This window comes from Methylorubrum extorquens (assembly GCF_024169925.1).
Taxonomy (GTDB): domain Bacteria; phylum Pseudomonadota; class Alphaproteobacteria; order Rhizobiales; family Beijerinckiaceae; genus Methylobacterium; species Methylobacterium extorquens_A.
This window is the reverse complement of the sequence record NZ_JALJXF010000001.1, coordinates 1,017,414-1,034,258: the sequence shown is the minus strand read 5'-3', so window position 1 is coordinate 1,034,258 and position 16,845 is coordinate 1,017,414. Positions and strand designations below refer to the sequence as shown.

At 67.1% G+C, this 16,845-nt stretch carries 25 protein-coding genes; 23 read left to right on the top strand and 2 right to left on the bottom strand.

The window, feature by feature from the left end:
* Nucleotides 1-56: 56 nt before the first annotated feature.
* The 5 genes from J2W78_RS05060 (at nucleotide 57) to J2W78_RS05040 (ending at nucleotide 2,858) form a co-directional block, all read left to right on the top strand.
* A complete protein-coding gene (locus tag J2W78_RS05060; RefSeq protein WP_253368555.1) occupies nucleotides 57-431 on the top strand; it encodes a hypothetical protein in 375 nt (124 codons plus the stop codon).
* A 33-nt stretch (nucleotides 432-464) separates the two neighbouring features.
* Entirely contained in the window at nucleotides 465-1,064 is a 600-nt protein-coding gene (locus J2W78_RS05055; RefSeq protein WP_253368553.1) for a hypothetical protein, read from the top strand.
* Nucleotides 1,061-1,312, top strand: a complete 252-nt coding sequence (locus tag J2W78_RS05050; RefSeq protein WP_253368551.1) for a hypothetical protein — start codon at nucleotides 1,061-1,063, stop codon at nucleotides 1,310-1,312. The genes J2W78_RS05055 and J2W78_RS05050 overlap by 4 nt, the downstream gene beginning before the upstream one ends.
* A gap of 37 nt (nucleotides 1,313-1,349) precedes the next feature.
* Entirely contained in the window at nucleotides 1,350-1,991 is a 642-nt protein-coding gene (gene nusG / locus J2W78_RS05045; protein ID WP_253368549.1) for a transcription termination/antitermination protein NusG, read from the top strand.
* A 171-nt stretch (nucleotides 1,992-2,162) separates the two neighbouring features.
* A complete protein-coding gene (locus tag J2W78_RS05040; protein WP_253368547.1) occupies nucleotides 2,163-2,858 on the top strand; it encodes a GIY-YIG nuclease family protein in 696 nt (231 codons plus the stop codon).
* 12 nt (nucleotides 2,859-2,870) lie between these two features.
* On the opposite strand, the gene J2W78_RS05035 is transcribed toward J2W78_RS05040, so the two are convergent.
* Nucleotides 2,871-3,584: a DUF4145 domain-containing protein gene (locus J2W78_RS05035; RefSeq protein WP_253368545.1), complete on the bottom strand. Its 714-nt coding sequence runs from the start codon at nucleotides 3,582-3,584 to the stop codon at nucleotides 2,871-2,873.
* Between the two features lie 134 nt (nucleotides 3,585-3,718).
* A complete protein-coding gene (locus J2W78_RS05030; protein ID WP_253368544.1) occupies nucleotides 3,719-3,949 on the bottom strand; it encodes a hypothetical protein in 231 nt (76 codons plus the stop codon).
* 45 nt (nucleotides 3,950-3,994) lie between these two features.
* On the opposite strand from J2W78_RS05030, the gene J2W78_RS05025 reads away from it, so the two are divergent.
* The 18 genes from J2W78_RS05025 to J2W78_RS04940 all read left to right on the top strand — a co-directional run bounded on the left by J2W78_RS05025 (nucleotide 3,995) and on the right by J2W78_RS04940 (nucleotide 16,831).
* Nucleotides 3,995-4,372, top strand: coding sequence for a hypothetical protein (locus J2W78_RS05025; protein WP_253368542.1), 378 nt, complete (start codon nucleotides 3,995-3,997; stop codon nucleotides 4,370-4,372).
* Nucleotides 4,329-5,819, top strand: coding sequence for a phage terminase large subunit (gene terL, locus J2W78_RS05020; RefSeq protein ID WP_253368541.1), 1,491 nt, complete (start codon nucleotides 4,329-4,331; stop codon nucleotides 5,817-5,819). Before J2W78_RS05025 ends, terL begins: the two co-directional genes overlap by 44 nt.
* Nucleotides 5,820-5,824: 5 nt before the next feature.
* Complete coding sequence (locus J2W78_RS05015) at nucleotides 5,825-7,381, top strand: DUF4055 domain-containing protein (protein WP_253368539.1); 1,557 nt, start codon at nucleotides 5,825-5,827, stop codon at nucleotides 7,379-7,381.
* The gene (locus J2W78_RS05010) at nucleotides 7,378-8,592 is read left to right on the top strand and encodes a hypothetical protein (RefSeq protein ID WP_253368537.1); all 1,215 of its coding nucleotides are present in this window, start codon (nucleotides 7,378-7,380) and stop codon (nucleotides 8,590-8,592) included. The genes J2W78_RS05015 and J2W78_RS05010 overlap by 4 nt, the downstream gene beginning before the upstream one ends.
* Nucleotides 8,592-8,837, top strand: coding sequence for a hypothetical protein (locus J2W78_RS05005; protein WP_253368535.1), 246 nt, complete (start codon nucleotides 8,592-8,594; stop codon nucleotides 8,835-8,837). The genes J2W78_RS05010 and J2W78_RS05005 overlap by 1 nt, the downstream gene beginning before the upstream one ends.
* Nucleotides 8,838-8,961: 124 nt before the next feature.
* Nucleotides 8,962-9,510 (top strand): hypothetical protein, encoded by a 549-nt coding sequence (locus J2W78_RS05000; RefSeq protein ID WP_253368533.1) that lies wholly within the window; start codon nucleotides 8,962-8,964, stop codon nucleotides 9,508-9,510.
* A 9-nt stretch (nucleotides 9,511-9,519) separates the two neighbouring features.
* Nucleotides 9,520-9,747 carry a hypothetical protein gene (locus J2W78_RS04995; RefSeq protein ID WP_253368531.1) on the top strand — a complete coding sequence of 76 codons (228 nt, stop codon included), beginning with the start codon at nucleotides 9,520-9,522 and terminating at the stop codon, nucleotides 9,745-9,747.
* Between the two features lie 325 nt (nucleotides 9,748-10,072).
* Nucleotides 10,073-10,384 carry a hypothetical protein gene (locus J2W78_RS04990; protein WP_253368529.1) on the top strand — a complete coding sequence of 104 codons (312 nt, stop codon included), beginning with the start codon at nucleotides 10,073-10,075 and terminating at the stop codon, nucleotides 10,382-10,384.
* A complete protein-coding gene (locus tag J2W78_RS04985) occupies nucleotides 10,384-10,545 on the top strand; it encodes a hypothetical protein (RefSeq protein ID WP_253368528.1) in 162 nt (53 codons plus the stop codon). The genes J2W78_RS04990 and J2W78_RS04985 overlap by 1 nt, the downstream gene beginning before the upstream one ends.
* Nucleotides 10,546-10,631: 86 nt before the next feature.
* Entirely contained in the window at nucleotides 10,632-11,438 is an 807-nt protein-coding gene (locus J2W78_RS04980; protein WP_253368526.1) for a DUF6651 domain-containing protein, read from the top strand.
* Nucleotides 11,439-11,593: 155 nt separating this feature from the next.
* Nucleotides 11,594-12,760 carry a P22 phage major capsid protein family protein gene (locus J2W78_RS04975; RefSeq protein WP_253368524.1) on the top strand — a complete coding sequence of 389 codons (1,167 nt, stop codon included), beginning with the start codon at nucleotides 11,594-11,596 and terminating at the stop codon, nucleotides 12,758-12,760.
* An 89-nt stretch (nucleotides 12,761-12,849) separates the two neighbouring features.
* Nucleotides 12,850-13,305: a hypothetical protein gene (locus J2W78_RS04970; RefSeq protein WP_253368523.1), complete on the top strand. Its 456-nt coding sequence runs from the start codon at nucleotides 12,850-12,852 to the stop codon at nucleotides 13,303-13,305.
* 60 nt (nucleotides 13,306-13,365) lie between these two features.
* Nucleotides 13,366-13,956 (top strand): hypothetical protein, encoded by a 591-nt coding sequence (locus tag J2W78_RS04965; protein ID WP_253368521.1) that lies wholly within the window; start codon nucleotides 13,366-13,368, stop codon nucleotides 13,954-13,956.
* Nucleotides 13,956-14,543 carry a DnaT-like ssDNA-binding protein gene (locus tag J2W78_RS04960; protein ID WP_253368519.1) on the top strand — a complete coding sequence of 196 codons (588 nt, stop codon included), beginning with the start codon at nucleotides 13,956-13,958 and terminating at the stop codon, nucleotides 14,541-14,543. Before J2W78_RS04965 ends, J2W78_RS04960 begins: the two co-directional genes overlap by 1 nt.
* Entirely contained in the window at nucleotides 14,543-14,914 is a 372-nt protein-coding gene (locus tag J2W78_RS04955; RefSeq protein WP_253368517.1) for a hypothetical protein, read from the top strand. The genes J2W78_RS04960 and J2W78_RS04955 overlap by 1 nt, the downstream gene beginning before the upstream one ends.
* The gene (locus J2W78_RS04950) at nucleotides 14,911-15,348 is read left to right on the top strand and encodes a hypothetical protein (protein WP_253368515.1); all 438 of its coding nucleotides are present in this window, start codon (nucleotides 14,911-14,913) and stop codon (nucleotides 15,346-15,348) included. Before J2W78_RS04955 ends, J2W78_RS04950 begins: the two co-directional genes overlap by 4 nt.
* Entirely contained in the window at nucleotides 15,348-16,361 is a 1,014-nt protein-coding gene (locus J2W78_RS04945) for a phage minor head protein (RefSeq protein WP_253368513.1), read from the top strand. The genes J2W78_RS04950 and J2W78_RS04945 overlap by 1 nt, the downstream gene beginning before the upstream one ends.
* A complete protein-coding gene (locus J2W78_RS04940) occupies nucleotides 16,361-16,831 on the top strand; it encodes an HK97 gp10 family phage protein (protein ID WP_253368511.1) in 471 nt (156 codons plus the stop codon). Before J2W78_RS04945 ends, J2W78_RS04940 begins: the two co-directional genes overlap by 1 nt.
* The last annotated feature ends 14 nt before the right edge of the window (nucleotides 16,832-16,845 follow it).

Sequence of the window (16,845 nt, the reverse complement as noted above, 5' to 3'; positions counted from 1 at the left end):
GAGCGCCACCCGCCTTTCGCGTCGAATGCTCGACCACCACACCGAGGAGCGAATTCGTGCCCGAAGCAAAGCTCATCCCAGCGAAGCACGCCGACATTTTTTGGAACGACGAATCGCCGTACCGCCGCGCCGGCGGCTCGGAAGTGCTCGTCCTCGACCGCCGCGAAACGGTTGGACGCGGCGTCGGTCACGGCGACCCTGAGCATCTCGACCAATCGACCGGTGCGATGGGCTCAGGCTGGCTCACCAGCGGTCACCCGCTCGACACTCCGGCCGGCACTTTCGCCTTCAACTGGCTTTCAAAAGGCTCCTCTCCCGCGTCGGTCCGTGCTGCGCTGTCCGAGTTCGCCAAGATCGAGGAGTGCCAGTGGGCGCGCGATATGCTGGCAGCCTTCGACTGGGCCGCTGAGAGCCGTCGCGGCGACGCCTGACGCTCAATCTGCTCACGCAGTCTCGACAATCACATGGCGGGCCGCATGATGGCCCGCCAGACCCGCCACACCCGCCCCCTCACGCCCGCCGAGGCCGTCCGCCAGGGCCGGAAGCTGATCGTCGAGCGGCGGCGGCAGGAGGCCTCACGGAAGGCGGCGATGGAGCCCGAGGCCGTCGCGCAACCGGAACCGATTTTAGGGCCGATTTGTCAACCGGAGGCCGCGGGGCCGGGTGGTGCCGAAGCCGCCATCGGTATGCCGATATCGGAACAGGATCAGGGGGTTGGGGGCGGTAGTCTGCGCCAGTCTGCAGCCTTGTCGACAAGCGACGAAGGGCCGGCTGCTGACCCCACGTTAATTTTTGCCGCCACGATCGTGAGCCCAAAAATTATCGAGCATCCCTACGGCGAGTGGCCGACGCTCGCCCTCGGACCGCGCCAGTGCCGGTTCGCCTGCACCGCCGACGACGTGCCCCGCGACCAGCACCGGTTCTGCGGCCGCCGCACCTTCGTCGGGCCCGGCAACCTCCACGGATCGTGGTGCGACGAGCACCTGCCCCGCGTCTGGGGCCAAGGGTCCGTGTCCGAGCGCAACGCCCATCACGTCACCAAGGACGTCAGGAGGTTTGGATGAGCGATATTTCCATCACCGACCACGCCCTGCTGCGCTGGATGGAGCGAATCCACGGGGTGGATGTCGAGGGCTGGCGTGCCCTGATGCGTGACGAGGTCACCGCTTCGCTCAAGGCCTTCGACGGCAGACTCATTCCCCGCGCTGCTGGATTCGTCATGGCCGAAGGCCGCGTCGTCACGGTTCTCGACGATGGGCAGAAGCACAAGCCGCAGCGTCAGGGTGACGTCTGCGTGCCGCGCTTCGTCTGAACTCGACCACGATTTGCAAGGGGCAGGAGAGCGCCAAATGAGCCGTAGCCGCGGGAAGCGTCAGCACATCCGGTTCGGCGAGCGCCGGATCATCGACCCGGCCCGGGCGTGGTTCGTCGCCGCGACCTGGGACATCGGCGCGCCGACCTACGAGGCGCAGGGCGAGCCCGATCGCCAGGCCGAGGCGGCGCTGCGCGAGGTCGGGCTCGACGTGTGGATGCCGGTCTACGAGAGCACCATCGTCCGCCGCGGACGGAAGATCGACACGGTGCTGCACCTGTTTCCGGGCTACCTGTTTGTCGGGGTCGGGACCGTGCCCGGCGAGCGCGACGCCAAGACGGGGCAGGCCATCCTGAAGGCCGACGAGGACGATCTGCACCGGCTGCGGCGCTGTCAGGCCGTGGCGGCGATCCTCGGCGTCGAGAAGCCCCTGCGCATCCCGCACGGCGTCATGCAGGCCATCGCCGACGCCTTCTCCGGCGACGTGAAGTCCGAGCGGATGCAGGCCGCCGCGCTCTACCGGGTCGGCGAGACGATGCGGGTTGCCGACGGGCCGTTCGCGAGCTTCTACGCCATGGTGACCGAGCTGCTGCAGTCGGGGCACATCCTCGCCGAGGTCTCGATCTTCGGCCGGGCGACGCCTGTGCAGTTCGAGCCGCATCAGCTGGCCCCCGCTTGACTCGCGAATCGGGTTCTGAATCTATGGCCCCCGTGGACGGCCGGATGTGCGTGTGTGCGCTCCCTATGGGGTGCTCCCTGCCGGAACTACCGGGTCACGTGCCTGCGTCGGGACGATCTGCCCACGTTCGGCATACATAGTTTGGACTCTGTCCGCAGCAGATCACTCACGATGTCGAGAAAGCGCGGTGCTCGAGCAGGCAGAGGAGCCAAGCGGCGAGCTGCAAAGCTGATCGCACTCCTCGACGTTCCGCAGCCCGAAAGTATCATTGAGCTCACGGCATGGACGGGCGTCGATGGTGACGTCCCACCTGGGTTCTACGTCTACAGGCTGGTCGATCCCAGCAACGGTGAGACTTTCTACGTCGGCAAGGGACAGAGATCGCGCGCTTGGCACCACGAGCGGCTTGTTCGAGCCGGCAGGAGTGCTGGCAATCCTGCGAAGTGCGCTCGCATCTCGCAGATCCTCGCAGCAGACAGTCGCGTCATCGTCGAGGTTGAGGCGGCCTACACACTTGAGAGCGATGCCCTTGAGCACGAATGGCGCCTAATCGACGGCATGCCCCGTCTTACAAACCTTATGCCCGGCGGTATCGGTGCTGCGCAAACCCCAGAACAGATCACCCGCCGGCAGATCGTTCGGGACAAGAAGTTGGCGCTGGCACGATCCAGGGAACGCGAGCACGCCCGACTTCGAGAGATCGAGCGGAACGCGGCGCGTTTGCAAGGCGCCGCCACCCCGCCGGTACTCGACTGGGTCGATGCCCTGCGCGGAACAAAGGAGCGGTTGCGCTACACGCGGCGTCGGAGCGGCAGACAATCACGGCAGGAGCTCGACGCCTTCCGGGCTAGCAAGCCAACCATGTGAGGCTGCCTCAGCTTATTTCTTAGGACGTGACGAGGGGAGTACTGTAGACAACGGTGCAGCCAAACTGTTGCGTTTTGGAATCCCAGCCTCAAGCTGGCCTTCGAAAAACGGATGTACATAGATAGATGCGATTAGGGCCTCGGTAAGATCAAGCAGGATATTTAAATCTTTAGCTTTCGGACGATAGCCTCGATGCATAGCGGCGTGGCCTGCTTCGATAAGCTTATCACGAAACCTATTCTGATCGGCAGGCGCAACGAACCCTGCGCTTAAGAACGCCTTGATATTGCCGGCGATAGTCCCCGTATCACCAACCTTGTCGATCATAACATGTTCTAGTAGGGCTCGGGTGCCGATCGCCGCCAAGCGGAGTGATCCATTATGCACAGCGGCGTACACCTCATTCAACAACTGTTCTATCTCGGTTTCTCCTCCCCAAAATGGACCGGGGAATTTACCAAGCCATTCAGGTTTTGAGCGAGAGATACGAGGCGGATACTCATAGATGTCGGACTGCTCGGCTTCGGAGAACGAACTGATGTGGCGTAAGTGGAACTCTCCACAACCCCTGCACTCCAGCATATCATACGTATCCGTCCACCAAGTATAATGGCCAGACTCATCGTCGGGTTCTCTACCCTCTGTCATCTCGCGATGAACTATGTCATGCTTCGTTTTCTGTCGGCATTTGTTGCAATGCGCCAAAACCATTTCGCGTTCAGGCATTTTATCGCGCCTTAGTGAGCGTAGCGGGCTGATTCTAATTGAGAACCGTGAAACGTAATCAGCCTTTTAGGCAGGTGGCTTAGCACGACGCATCTTGGACGACTCGCCTCTTTGCTCGGATTCTGTCCGAGCGCTTACTCGAACGCCGGGACTGCCACTTCCCGCAGGATATCGACCGCTCCGCGAGCGACGCTGTAGTCTGAGTGACGAAGATCGCTCATCGCTGCTTGAACAATATCCGCAGCCTGCTCCTGCGTCAGCGTTCCGTTGGTTACGAGCGTTTTCATCAGGTGCACGACGAGAGCGGTAGAGGCGGTCCCTGCTGACTGGTGGCTATGGGTGATCGCTGTGCCGGTCAGTGACATTTGATTTCCATCCTCATCGTGGAAAAAAATCAAAGGTAATCAAACGTGGCACGCGGCGGCAAGCGGCCGGGGGCCGGACGAAAGCAGGGCTCGGCGACGCGGCGCACGCGGCAGATCGCCGAGAAGGCCGCGGCCGAAGGCATCACTCCCCTCGAAGTCATCCTCGGCGCGATGCGGCACCACTGGGCGGCCGACCGCTTCGACGAGGCGGCTGGGTTCGCGAAGGACGCCGCGCCGTACATGCACCCGCGGCTCGCCGCCGTGCAGCACACCGGCCGAGACGGCGGCCCCATCGCGGTGGCGGATCTGAGCAGGTTGTCGAATGATCAGCTCGCCACCCTTGAGGCTGTCTTCGGTCCGCTTGCCGGATCCGGCGGCGATGATGAGGGCGATCCGGGCGGAGAAGGCTCGGCGACAGGATGAGGCTGAACGGGTTGCCCTCGCCCACGACGCCGAGCGCATCCGGTCCCGCTGCCAGCGTCTCTCCGGCTTCGTCCGCGAGGCTTGGCACGTCCTCGAACCCGGCCAGCCCTACTTGCACGGCTGGCACATTGATGCGGTGTGCGAGCACCTCGAAGCGATCACCGACGGTCGCCTGACCCGGCTGCTGATTAACATTCCGCCGGGCACGATGAAGTCTCTCATCGCCTCGGTGTTCTGGCCTGCCTGGGAATGGGGTCCGACAGGCCGGCCGAGCCTACGCTACCTGACGACCTCGTATTCCGAGAACTACGCAAAGCGCGATTCCCGCCGAATGCGCGACCTCGTCACCTCGGATTGGTATCGGGCGCTGTGGCCCGAGGTGGTGCTCAGCCGGGCCGGCGAGATCAGCTTCGAGAACACCCGCCGCGGTGCCCGCGAGGGCATGCCGTTCCAGAGCCTCACCGGCGGTCGCGGCGATCGCGTCATCATTGACGACCCGCACTCGACCGAGACCGCGGAATCGGACGCCGAACGCGAGCGCACCACCCGCATCTTCCGGGAATCGGTGCCGACCCGCCTGAACGATCCGGTGTCGTCGGCCATCGTGGTGATCATGCAGCGCCTGCACGAGAAGGACATCTCGGGTCAGATCCTCTCGCTCGGGCTCGGCTACGAGCACCTGATGCTGCCGATGGAGTTTGAGCCGGAACGCGCGTGCCGGACCTCCATTGGGTTCGCCGATCCCCGGCAAGCTGAGGGCGATCTGCTCTTCCCCGAGCGCTTCCCGCGCGCGACGGTCGAGCGGGACAAGATCCCGATGGGCTCCTACGCGATCGCCGGCCAGTTCCAGCAGCGGCCTGGGCCGCGGCAGGGCAGCATCTTCCAGCGCCATTGGTTCGAGGGGCGCATCATCGCCGCCGCGCCGGCCGGCACCCGGTGGGTGCGCCACTGGGATCTGGCGGCGACTAAGAAGGTCACGGCGGCGCGTACGGCTGGCGTGAAACTCGGGCGGACACCGGATGGGCGCTACGTCGTCGCCCACGTCGTCACCGAGCAGCAGGAAGGCGACGCGGTGCGTAGGCTGATCAAGGCCACCGCCGAGACCGACGGACACGGGGTCGAGGTCAGCCTGCCGCAGGATCCCGGGCAGGCCGGCAAGGTGCAGAAGTCAGACATGATCGCGCTGCTTGCCGGCTTCACCGCGCATGCCGAGCCCGAAACGGGCGACAAGGTGGATCGGGCTCGCCCCTTCGCTGCGCAGTGTGAGGCCGGCAACGTGTCGCTGATCGCAGGGCCCTGGAACGAGGCCTACCTCGACGAACTCGCCGCGTTTCCGACCGGCAAGTTCAAGGACCAAGTAGATGCGTCCTCGGGGGCGTTCGGGAGGCTCGTCATGAAGCGTGAAGCCCCCGCAGCTGCCGCCGGCACCTACTCGGTACGGCGCTAACCCACATGCCCGATCAGAAGCCCGACCCGTCGGCGCAATCCGGCGAGCGCAAGGCCATGCAGGCGGCCTGGACGCTGCTCAGCGACGTGCTGGCCGGCGCCGCCGCCATCCGTGAGAAGGGCGCCACCTACCTGCCAAAGTACGAGGGCGAGGACGACAAAGAGTACCGGCGGCGCAAGCAGGTTGCGCCGTGGCGGCCCGAATTCGCCGATGCGCTGCAATCGCTCGCCTCGAAGCCGTTCGGCAAGGACGTCGGGCTGAAGGACGGCGCCTCGGAGCGGATCAAGGGCCTCGCCGAGGATGTCGACGGACGCGGCAACAGCCAGACCGCATTCGCCCGCGAGACGTTCGCCAAGGCTATCGCCAAAGGCTTCCATCTGATCATCGTGGACTATCCGGCGATGCACACGGGCGAGGACGGCCTGGAGCCCAAGCGCCCTCTGACGATCGCCGAGGAGCAGGCAGCCGGTGCGCGGCCCTACTGGATCCAAGTCCAGGCCGACGACGTGCTGGCGCTCTACACGCGCTGGGACGGCGGGCGCGAGGTCATCGAGCATCTCCGGATCCGCGAGAGCGTGACGATACGCGACGGCTTCGGGGAGCGCACGGTCGAGCGCGTGCGGGTCTACGAGCCCGGCCAGTGGGAGGTCTGGGAGCAGGACTCGAATAAGGATTGGGGGAGGGTCGCGCAGGGTGTCATCGCCCGCGGGCCGAAGAACGCCTCCTCGGTCCCTGCCGTGCTGTTCTTCACGGGTGAGCGCCTCGGCGAGTTGCGGGTGAAGCCCCCGCTTGAGGAACTCGCCCACTGCCAGATCGAGCTGTACCAAGCGTTGTCTCGACAGGATGAAATCCTGACCTTCGCTTCCTCGCCGATGCTGACGGCGAATGGCTTGGCGGCGCCGCAGGACGGCGCCGCCATCGCGGTGGGCCCGAAGACGATCCTCTACGCGCCCGGCTCCGGTGAGGGCTCAACGCCGTCGTGGGACTACATCAACCCCGACGCCTCGAACATCGAGCAGATCCGCAAGCACGTCGAATCGATCATCGCCGACATGCGCCGGCTCGGCATGCAGCCGGCCACGTCGCGCAGCGGAACGCCGACGGCAACCGGTGAGAGCATCGGCGCGGCCCGCGCGCACAGCGCCTTGCAGGCCTGGGCCATCGGGATGAAGGACGCGTTCGAGCAGGCCTACGTGTTCACCGCCGAGTGGCTCGGCGAGGAGCCCAACGTCGAGGTGATCGTCTCGACCGACTTCTCGGTGGTGCCATTCGCCCAGGCGCCGCTGACCGCCCTGAAGGACGCTCGCACGGCCAAGGACATCTCCCAGCGCACCTACTGGGACGGCCTGCGCCGGTTCGACGTGCTGCCGCAGGATTTCGACCCGGAGGTTGAAGAGGGCAAGCTCGCCGAGGAGTTGGAAGGGCTGGAGCCGGAGGAGGCGATCGATCCGCGGACCGGCGCCATGATCGACGAGGGCGATGGGGATCCGGATGTCTCGGGCATCACGGACGGCGATCTCGCAGGCCTGTTCGCCCCCGAGATGCTGGACCGCACCCGGTGAAGAAGCCTCGCCGTCGCTCCGCTCGCCGGGGCGACACGAAGTTCGACGAGAGCAAGGTACGCCGCGAGGCCGGGCGCTTCGCCGACAAGCCAGGTGCCGGCGACGACGCGCCGAAGAAGCTCACCGTCGGCGCGCAGCGGCTGAAGGACAGCGGCGTCACCGGCGAGGACCGGATCGCAGTGCAGTCGAGCCGAGTCCGGAAGTACCAAGGCCACGATACCGTCGAGGGGTTCGCCTCAAGCCATCCCCGCGGTCGGGCCTACGCGCTGCGGGTTATGGCGGCGGATCATAAGGCTGGGCGGATCAAGTTCGAGGCGGCAGGCTGGCGGCCGAACGACGGCGGCTTCCGGGCCCACACCGTCACCGTCACCGGTCCTCTCCGCGGGGACGATTACCTGATCGGCCTCGGGACCTCGAAGAAGTATCCGCTCGGCATCACGGTCGAGCAGTTCGTCTCGCGTCATCCAAAGGGTCGCTCCTACGGTATGCGCGTCGTGGCAGCCGACATGCGAGTGGGCCGCCTCCAAGCTGAACGCGAGAGACTTCCGGCGGGCGACGGACCGCGCGGCCCGCGGAGTATGAAGGATCCAGAGGGGCCGCAGCCCGGCGACCAGGATCTGAACTTCGGCAACGGCACCTCGCCCGCCTTCCGCGCGCAGGTTCGAGGAGCCTGGAAGAAGGTGCCGCCGCCCGTCCGCCGCGCGCTGCGGCAGGCGCAGGTCGCGGTCCATTCGCCAGCCCGCCTCATAGATGTGGCGCCAGACCTGGCCGATCAGCACCCGCGAGGGTGGTTGCCGGGATCGACATGGAAGGAGGTCGATGGCGCGTACATCCCAGGTCTGCGCCGGGTCATCGTCAGCGAGACTGCGCTTTTACGCGTAACGGGCAAGTACCAGCCGACAGGCCGGGCCGATACGGTCCTGACCCATGAGATCGGGCACGCCTACGACGATGCCCGGCGCTACGAGAGCCGGACCGCCGCGTTTCGCTCCGCCTATGATGCCGACGTCGCGCGATACCTCAGGACCGGTGGCACGCGCGACGGCGAGCACCGCTACTTCCTGCAGCCCGGCGATGCCGGGCCATCCGAAATGTTCGCAGAGACCTTCTCGGAACTTGTCAACGGCACGCCGGTCGGTAGAGTTGAGACCCTGACCTCGCGCTTCCCGCGCGTGGCCGCTCACATCCGAAAGCTGATCGGGGGCGCCTGATGCCCATGCGCTGGTACTTTCACACCGACGGCGACGCGATCGAAATGGTGGCCCGTGCCGAGGGCGAGGGCGGCATGATCGGCGACGCCCACGGCCGTATCGAACCGAACGACCCCATCCTCGAGCCGCCGGGGCTGACCTACGCCGCGCTGAAGGCGGCCGGCGGCGGCGTCCTCGAGATAGCGGACGACTACAAGAGCTTCACGATTACGGCGGCCGGACGCGACACGGTGAAGGCCGCCTGATCAAGGGGCGGCCTTAACATCGACCGCTTCGTGGACCGGGCCGGCCGGGAATACGCGCTCGACGAGCTGAAGCGGCGCGAGCGTGGGGCTTTCAGGAAGGCAGGGTTGGCGGCATAGTAGGAGAATGCACCTGCAGCTTCAGCCGTTTCTTCAGCCGCTCCTGACCAAGGCTGAGGCAATCTTCGGAGAGCGCGAGCGGGGGTGGGGGCTCCCGACCCTGCACGAGCATCCTAGCGGCCCCATACTGGATTGTACGAGCAGTCCCGGCAGTCTAAAGATCTGGCTCAACCTTGGATCGGATCCAGATATCTGCCAAGGATTGTACCAGCTATCGCACGAGGTAGTGCACTGCCTTGAACCGATTGGTACGCCGCCAGCAACTATGCTGGAAGAGGGCATGGCTGTATGGTTCAGCATCTATGGACCCGAGTATCCTTTGAGCGATTATGCCGCTAGAGCAATAAGCCACCTGTCGGTCGAGCACGAGGCGGCAAACTATAAAGATGCTTTTCTGTACCACATCGAGCTTTTGAGCTACGACGCTGACGCGATCAGAAAAATTCGCGCGGCTGGGCGAATAGACGATGTAAACGCGAAGGGGTTGCGCACAGTATTGCCGAGTATTCCCAACGAATTGGCGGCCCGCCTGTGCGAACGTCGGCAGATGCGTTGAGTTTCGGTCATGCCCGACACCCGCCGCGCAGAGAAGCCCCAGCGCCCGGTCCAGCACTTCGCCTGGGAATGCCGGACCCGCGAGGCCATTGAGGGCGTCGCGAGCAACGCGACGACCAGGATCCGCAAGGGCGGCAACATCAGCCTTAAGAACGGCAAGATGACCGGCGGGACGTTCTTCGAGGTCTGCGCTATGTGCCCGGGGCACGGGCGGACGACGATCGTGTGTGAGGCTTAGCTCTCTATGAACGGCGGCGGTTTGCTGTTCGTGCTGTAGATATAGCCGTTACGAATGTACCAGTCGCCCGTACTTTTTGGGCCGTAGATATAGTCATTCCTGATATAATAGTCCGTATATCCACGCGGGCCATATATGTGATCGTTGTGTATGTAATATTCGCCAGTGCTGCGTGGGCCGTAAATGTACCTACCGCGGATATAGTAGTCGCCGCTCACTAGCGCCTCCCAATTCTGAGACCCGCACAAGTAGTGCGGTCACCCGCCGGCCGCCATAGGGCGCGTCTGGCCTCTCCCGCCATGGGGCGGGCCGATGGAGCACCGACATGCGCATGATCCGACGCGAGCCACGCGCTTCGAACGGCTGGAACAACGGCGATCTCGACGTCGCCACGCAGCTGTTCGCCTGCGGCATGGTTTGGGACGGCAACCTCGCGAGCAAGTCGTCGCGCGATCACCTCGTCGCCAATGGCTATGCCGTTCGGCATGGGGGCATGCAGTCGCTCACCGGCCGCGGCACCCTCCACTACCTGACCACGCCCGCCGTCTGGGGCAGCACCTTCCGCCGGTGGCGCAACTGGAAGCGCAACCCGCTCACCGCCGACGAGACCCGTATCCGCCGGGCGATGGAGGCGTGATGCGCTACTCGCCCCGCATCCAGCGAGCACTCTTCGCCATCGACCGCCTCCTCGGCCCCCTCGGCCTCGTGCTCGTCACCAGCATGGATGGCGAGCCGGGCGAAGGGCTTCGCATCACCCGCATCCGCCTCGCGCGGCGCAGCAGCTTCCTGCCGGAATAGGCAGGCCCACCAGCCGCGCGCCAGGACAGGCCGCGGCGCCCGGGTCGGATGACCCCTGAACGGGCGGATGCCCGAGGACCACCGCCATGAAGCTCAAGACCATCGACGTGAACGGCACCACCTATGCGGAGGTGTCGGACGGCAAGCCCGTGTTCGTCGGCGACGACGGCAAGGACGTCGCGTTCGACGCGGCCCACACCGTCACGACCATCACGCGGCTCAACGGCGAGGCCAAGAGCCACCGGGAGCGGGCGGAGAAGGCCGAGGCGACCCTGAAGGGGTTCGAGGGCATCGAGGATGCCGCCGCTGCCCGGCAGGCGCTGGACACGGTCAAGAACCTCTCGGCCGGCGACCTCGTGAAGGCCGACAAGGTCGAGGAGATCAAGCGCGAAGCCCGGCTCGCCGCCGAGAAGCAGGTCTCCGACGCGGCGCGTGCCAGCGGCGAGGAGATCAAGAAGCTTACGGGCGAGCGGGACAGCTTCCGCGAGTCCCTGTTCGCCGAGAAAGTCGGCGGCGCGTTCTCCCGCTCCAAGTTCATCAACGACAAGAGCGCGGTGCCGGCCGACATGTTGCAGGCGCTGTTCGGCAGCCGCTTCAAGGTCGAGGACGGCGGCGTGGTCGGCTACGACCCTTCCGGCAACAAGCTCTATTCCCGCTCCAAGCCCGGCGAGGTCGCCGGCTTCGAGGAGGCGCTCGAGCAGATGGTCGACGCCTACGCCTACCGGGACAACATCCTGAAGGGTTCCGGCTCCTCGGGCTCCGGCGCGCGTCCGAACCACGGCGGCAACGGCGCCGGCGGCAAAACCATGACGCAGGCGCAGTTCGACGCCCTGAACCCGATGGATCAGGCGAAGACGATGTCCGGCAAGGATCGCCCGACCATCGTTCCCTGACGCCCCTTTCGCGCGGGCGCTCGGCGGATGCCAGCGCCTCTGCACCACCACCACGCACGCGCGTCGTGCACGGCCATCGCCTCGGATGAGGCACGGCGCCCGGGCTGGACGGCCCATCCCCTCAGTCCCTCCCCCATCACGAAGGATCGGCCGTCATGGCGAATACCCTCGGCTCTCTTGTCGCGCCTCTGTACGAGGCGCTGAACTCCGTCTCCCGCGAATTCGTCGGCTTCATCCCCGGCGTGCAGCGGGACAACGGCAACTTCACCCGCGCGGCCCTCGGCCAGAAGGTCACCGTGCCGATCGTCCCGCCGATCATCGGCGCCGACATCGTGCCGGGCGTCACCCCGCCGAACGATGGCGACCAGATCTTCGGCAACGTCGACCTGACCATCACCAAGTCCCGCGCGTTCCCGATCAAGTGGAACGGTGAGGAGCAGCTTGCGCTGGAGAACAGCGGCGCCATGCTGCCGCCGATCCTGCGCATGCAGTTCCAGCAGGCGTTCCGCGCGGCCGTCAACGAGGTCGAGCAGGATCTTGCGCTGATCGCCTACCGCAATGCCAGCCGCGCCGCCGGCACCCCCGGCACCGCACCGTTCGGCACCGCAGGCGACCTCAGCGACTTCGCCCAGGCCGCCAAGGTGCTCGACGAGAACGGCGCACCCGCCGCGCCGCGCAGCATGGTCGTCAGCTCCGACTCCATGGCCAACCTCCGGGGCAAGCAGTCGGTCCTGTTCAAGGTGAACGAGGCCGGCACCGACGAGACCCTGCGCCGCGGCAAGGTCGGCGAGGTCCAGGGCTTCAACATCGGCTACTCGCCCGGCATCAAGCAGGTCGTGAAGGGCACCGGCTCCGGCTACGTGCTCGGCGCGGGCTCCTACCCGGTCGGCACCCGCACGCTGGCGCTCGCCACCGGCTCCGGCACGGTGAACCCCGGCGACGTCATCACCCTGGCGGGCGACAACAACCGCTACGTGGTCGCCTCCGGCGTCTCGGCGCCGGGCACCGTGGTGATCCAGAGCCCCGGCCTGAAGCAGGCGCATGCGGCCAACGACACCGTCACCATCGGCGCGAGCTTCACCCCGAACATCGCGTTCACCTCGGACGGCCTCGTGCTCGCCACCCGCGCGCCCGCGCTGCCGAAGCGCCTGGACGGCACTTACGGCGACGGCGGCGTGCACCAGATCATCGTCGATGAGTTCTCCGGCATCGCCTTCGATGTTGGGGTCTACGACATGTACCGACAAGTGCGCTTCGAGGTGGCCCTGTCCTGGGGCGTCGCGGCACCGAACCCCGAGCACATCGCCCTCCTGATGGGCTGATCCTGACGCTGGCCGGCTTCGCGCCGGCCCGCACCGTTCCTGGGCGGCTCTCAGGACTGTCCCCGATCACTTCGACACAGGAGGCCATCATGGCCGGAACCGACCAGAACGACGCCGCCCGCGCGGCTGCCGAGGCTCACGAGGCGGAGGAGAAGGCGCAGGAGGCGCGCGAGAAGGCCGAGCGCGACGATCGCACCGCCGCCGAGAAGCGTGCCGACAAGGCCGAGCAGGAGGCGGACAACGCCCGCGCTCGTGCGGCCGAGGCGCAGGGCGGCGAGCCGGACGGCGGGCTGAAGACCGTCGGTGAGGCCGGTGTCATCGCCCCGCACGTCCCCGCCGACACGCCCGCGGGCGACGTGATGGCGGTGAAGCGCGGCAACGATCCGGCCAACCCGCAACCGTTGCCGGGCATCCCGGCCGACTACGACGGCCCGACCGTTCGCCTGACCCGCACCACTCCGGACAAGCCCGGCGAGGTCGTCACCACCGATGTCCATCCGGACATGGAAGGCGACTACCTGCGCGCCGGCTGGTCGCGCGGCTGAACCGCTCCGCCCCTCCCGATCGCCGGGAGGGGCCCTGCTTTATGACATCGCGAGGCCCGCATGCGCATTCCGACCGTCCGCGTGACGCACCCCGTGCTGGGCTTCGTCACCATTAACGCCGCCGACTTCGACGCCGGACAGCACGAGCTGCACACTGAGCAGGGCGAGGACTTCGACCCGGCGCAGATCCGGCGCGCCATCGTGCCAGCTGCGCTCGACCCGGCCCTGCGCGACGCCGCCGCGGCGCTGTGCCTGCGCATGGTCGGCTTCCGGCGTCGCGCTGAGGGGCTGCCGTTCGACGAATTGCCCGCGGCCGAGAGGTTGGCGGTCGTTCAGGCGCTCGGGTTCGAACTCGATGCAGCCGAGGCCGCCTACGAAGACGACCAGCGCGAGCGTGCGGCCTACGAGGCTCGCCAGCGCGAGGTCCTGGGGCAGCAGCAGGCGGCAGCGCTGGACGGCGCCGAGCGCGAGGCGCAGGAGGTCGCTGACGATCCGTCCCCGCCGCCCGAGGAAGATCCCGAGCCCCTGCGTGTCGGCAAAGGCCCCGGAGGGCGCTGGTACGTGATGCGCGGCGATGACCGCGTGTCGAAGGGCTTCGCCAACGAGGCCGAAGCGCAGGCCGCCATCGACGAAGCGCGGGCGGCCGACTGATGACGCTCGTCGTTGAAGACGGCGCCGGCCGGGCCGATGCGCAGAGCTACGTCAGCCTCGACGACGCGGCGGCCTATGCGACCGCGCAGGGCCTCTCTGCGTGGCAGGCCGACGGCGTGACGGATGCGGCTCGGGATTCGGCCCTGATCCGCGCCACCGCCTTCATCGACGCCACGTACCGCGCTCGTTTCTCCGGTTATCCGAGCCGCGGGCGGGCCCAGGCGCTCGAGTGGCCCCGTCGCGGCGCCTTCACCTACGTGCCCGACGACGGGCGGTCCGCGGCCTACTTCGACACCAACACCGGCGCTGCCTACGATCAGGGCTACACCTACCTGCCGGTGAACGAGATCCCGCGCGAGTTGCGCGCCGCAGTCTGCGAAGCGGCGGTGCGCGAACTCGCCAAGCCCGGCAGCCTCGCACCCGACCTGAAGCGCGGCGGCGCGATCAAGAGCGCGGGTGCCGGTTCGGCCCGCGTCGAGTTCTTCGGCAATGCGCCGGCCGGCACGACCTTCCAAACGATCGACCTCGCGCTCGGGCCGCTGCTGATGCCGCGGAGCCAGTACAGCGGGCGGGCGGTGAGGGGCTGATGTCCTTCCTCGACGACCTGCCTGAGATCCTGGCCGACGCGCTGGGCGACGACTTCCGCGAGGCGACGCTGATCCGCAGCGCCGCGGCCGATGGCGACAGCCCGTGGAACCCCGGCGTACCGAGCGAGCAACGCTACCCGTGCCGGGCCATTCACGACGAGTGGGGCGCCTCCTACCGCTCGGGCGGCCTCGTGACCGGCAAGGATTGGAAGATCCTCGTGCTCGCCGCGACGCTCGGTGTGGAGCCGGTGGAGGGTGACAGGATCGTGCTGGAGGGCATCACACTCACCGTGGTCTCGGAGGGCGGTTCGCAGCCGGCGGTCACGAGCGACCCGGCGAATGCAACGTGGGTGCTGAGGTGCAGAGCATGACGGTCATCGCCTATCGCAACGGCACCATGGCAGCCGATAGCGGCGCTTGGTACGGCGAGGCGTCGCATGGCTGGGCGCGGAAGCTGGCTCGCGGCGCGGACGGCGCGCTCTATGGTTGCGCTGGCAGTGCAGCCGAGAGCGAGGCATTCCTTCGGTGGGTTGATGAGGGCGAGCAGGGCGACATGCCCGGCCCGCGCAGCAAGGGCGACGACGACAGTTCGTTCATCGTCCTGCGCGTGCGGCCGGGCGGTCCGGTAGAACTCGTCACCGCCCACGGCGTGGAGAGCTACGACGCGCCGTACTTCGCGATTGGGGCGGCGGCCGTCACGGCATTCGGCGCGCTCTTCATGGGAGCGACGGCAGCCCAGGCGATACAGGCCGCGCTGGCGCACGGGCCGAACGCCTTCGGCGAAGTCCGGACCATCTCGCGCTGATGGCCTCCGGTCCCGATATCGGTGCCCTGGTCGAGGCATGGGCGCCCCGGCTGGCGCGAGCGTTCCTCGAAGCGATCGCCCTCATCCGCGACCGCGCGCAGATCGGCCAGATCGCGACGATGCTCGAGCGCGGCGACGTCGACGGCGCGCTGCGGGCCGTTGGGCTCGACCCGTCCGCCTTCCGCAGCCTCGATGTGGCGGTCGCGCAGGCGTTCGAGGCAGGCGGCAACGCGACCACGACCAAAATCCCGGCTTCGCGCACGGCGGTCGGGCACCGGCTCGACATCCTGTTCAACGCCCGCAACCCTGAGGCCGAGAACTGGCTGCGCAGCCACTCCGCCACCTTGGTGAGCGACATCGTTGAGGATCAGCGCTCGATGATCCGCGCGGCACTCACCGCTGGTATGGGGGCGGGCCGCAATCCGCGCACCGTGGCGCTCGACCTTGTCGGCCGGATCAACGCGACGACCCGGCGGCGCGAGGGCGGCGCGATCGGGCTCACGGCAACCCAGGAGGCGTGGGTCAGGAACTATGAGGCCGAGTTGGCTGCCGGCGATCCGAAGGCGTTGACCCGCACCCTGCGCGATAAGCGGTTCGACCGCACCGTGGCGAAGGCGATCCGCGAGGGCACGCCGATCCCGGCCGAGACGCTCGCGAAGATGGTGGCTGCCTATCGCAACAGGGCGCTCCGCTACCGAGGAGAGGCAATCGGCCGAACCGAGGCGATGGCGGCGCTCCATCAGGCGCAGGACGAGAGCTTCCGGCAGGCGATTGCCGCGGGTCAGGTCGATGCCCGCGACGTGCGCAAAATCTGGCACTCGGCTGGCGACCGCCGCGTCCGCGACACCCACAGGATCCTGAACGGGGAATCGGTCGGCTTCACGCAGTCCTTCGCCAGCCCATCTGGTGCTCGTCTGCGCTACCCAGGCGACGCCCGCGCCCCGGCGGCCGAAATCATCCAGTGCCGGTGCTGGTGCGAGTACCGGATCGATTTCCTAGCGAACGTCGACTGATGGCGGTCCAGACAGTCAGCTTCGCCGCCCAGGTCAACGACTTTGTGCGCCAGACCCAGCGCCGGATGGAGGCGGTGTTCCGCGAGAGCGCGCAGCGGGTCATCACCGAAATGCAGACGCCTGTCGCGCAGGGCGGCAACATGCCGGTCGACACCGGCTTCCTGCGGGCATCGCTGCGGATCACGAAGGACGCGCCGCTACCGATGGGCGCGGGCCGGCCGGACGACGCCAAAACCTACGCTTACAACCCGACCGCAGCCTCGCTCGTGCTCGCCGGGGCCGGCATCGGCGACACGCTCTTCGCCTCGTACACGGCCAACTATGCGGGGTTCGTGCACTACGGGCGCGAGGGCCGGCCGGGCCGCCAGTGGGTCACCATGGCAGCGCAGCGGTGGCCCACGATCGTTGCGCAGGTCAGCGCCGAGCTGCAGGGCCGGGTCGAGGCGCGTCAGGCACCCGGCGGCCGATAGGCGGGCATCTCGTC

Excerpts from the sequence above, each read along its gene's own strand:
- J2W78_RS05040 (WP_253368547.1), top strand. The coding sequence starts at position 2,163 with ATGTCGAGAAAGCGCGGTGCTCGAGCAGGCAGAGGAGCCAAGCGGCGA.
- J2W78_RS04945 (WP_253368513.1), top strand. The coding sequence starts at position 15,348 with ATGGCCTCCGGTCCCGATATCGGTGCCCTGGTCGAGGCATGGGCGCCC.
- J2W78_RS05055 (WP_253368553.1), top strand. The coding sequence starts at position 465 with ATGGCGGGCCGCATGATGGCCCGCCAGACCCGCCACACCCGCCCCCTC.
- J2W78_RS05000 (WP_253368533.1), top strand. The coding sequence starts at position 8,962 with ATGCACCTGCAGCTTCAGCCGTTTCTTCAGCCGCTCCTGACCAAGGCT.
- J2W78_RS04985 (WP_253368528.1), top strand. The coding sequence starts at position 10,384 with ATGCGCTACTCGCCCCGCATCCAGCGAGCACTCTTCGCCATCGACCGC.
- J2W78_RS04950 (WP_253368515.1), top strand. The coding sequence starts at position 14,911 with ATGACGGTCATCGCCTATCGCAACGGCACCATGGCAGCCGATAGCGGC.
- terL (WP_253368541.1), top strand. The coding sequence starts at position 4,329 with ATGATGAGGGCGATCCGGGCGGAGAAGGCTCGGCGACAGGATGAGGCT.
- J2W78_RS04995 (WP_253368531.1), top strand. The coding sequence starts at position 9,520 with ATGCCCGACACCCGCCGCGCAGAGAAGCCCCAGCGCCCGGTCCAGCAC.
- J2W78_RS05035 (WP_253368545.1), bottom strand. The coding sequence starts at position 3,584 with ATGCCTGAACGCGAAATGGTTTTGGCGCATTGCAACAAATGCCGACAG.
- J2W78_RS05005 (WP_253368535.1), top strand. The coding sequence starts at position 8,592 with ATGCCCATGCGCTGGTACTTTCACACCGACGGCGACGCGATCGAAATG.
- J2W78_RS04960 (WP_253368519.1), top strand. The coding sequence starts at position 13,956 with ATGACGCTCGTCGTTGAAGACGGCGCCGGCCGGGCCGATGCGCAGAGC.
- J2W78_RS04980 (WP_253368526.1), top strand. The coding sequence starts at position 10,632 with ATGAAGCTCAAGACCATCGACGTGAACGGCACCACCTATGCGGAGGTG.
- J2W78_RS04990 (WP_253368529.1), top strand. The coding sequence starts at position 10,073 with ATGCGCATGATCCGACGCGAGCCACGCGCTTCGAACGGCTGGAACAAC.
- J2W78_RS05030 (WP_253368544.1), bottom strand. The coding sequence starts at position 3,949 with ATGTCACTGACCGGCACAGCGATCACCCATAGCCACCAGTCAGCAGGG.
- J2W78_RS05015 (WP_253368539.1), top strand. The coding sequence starts at position 5,825 with ATGCCCGATCAGAAGCCCGACCCGTCGGCGCAATCCGGCGAGCGCAAG.
- J2W78_RS05050 (WP_253368551.1), top strand. The coding sequence starts at position 1,061 with ATGAGCGATATTTCCATCACCGACCACGCCCTGCTGCGCTGGATGGAG.
- J2W78_RS04940 (WP_253368511.1), top strand. The coding sequence starts at position 16,361 with ATGGCGGTCCAGACAGTCAGCTTCGCCGCCCAGGTCAACGACTTTGTG.
- J2W78_RS04955 (WP_253368517.1), top strand. The coding sequence starts at position 14,543 with ATGTCCTTCCTCGACGACCTGCCTGAGATCCTGGCCGACGCGCTGGGC.
- J2W78_RS04965 (WP_253368521.1), top strand. The coding sequence starts at position 13,366 with ATGCGCATTCCGACCGTCCGCGTGACGCACCCCGTGCTGGGCTTCGTC.
- nusG (WP_253368549.1), top strand. The coding sequence starts at position 1,350 with ATGAGCCGTAGCCGCGGGAAGCGTCAGCACATCCGGTTCGGCGAGCGC.
- J2W78_RS04975 (WP_253368524.1), top strand. The coding sequence starts at position 11,594 with ATGGCGAATACCCTCGGCTCTCTTGTCGCGCCTCTGTACGAGGCGCTG.
- J2W78_RS04970 (WP_253368523.1), top strand. The coding sequence starts at position 12,850 with ATGGCCGGAACCGACCAGAACGACGCCGCCCGCGCGGCTGCCGAGGCT.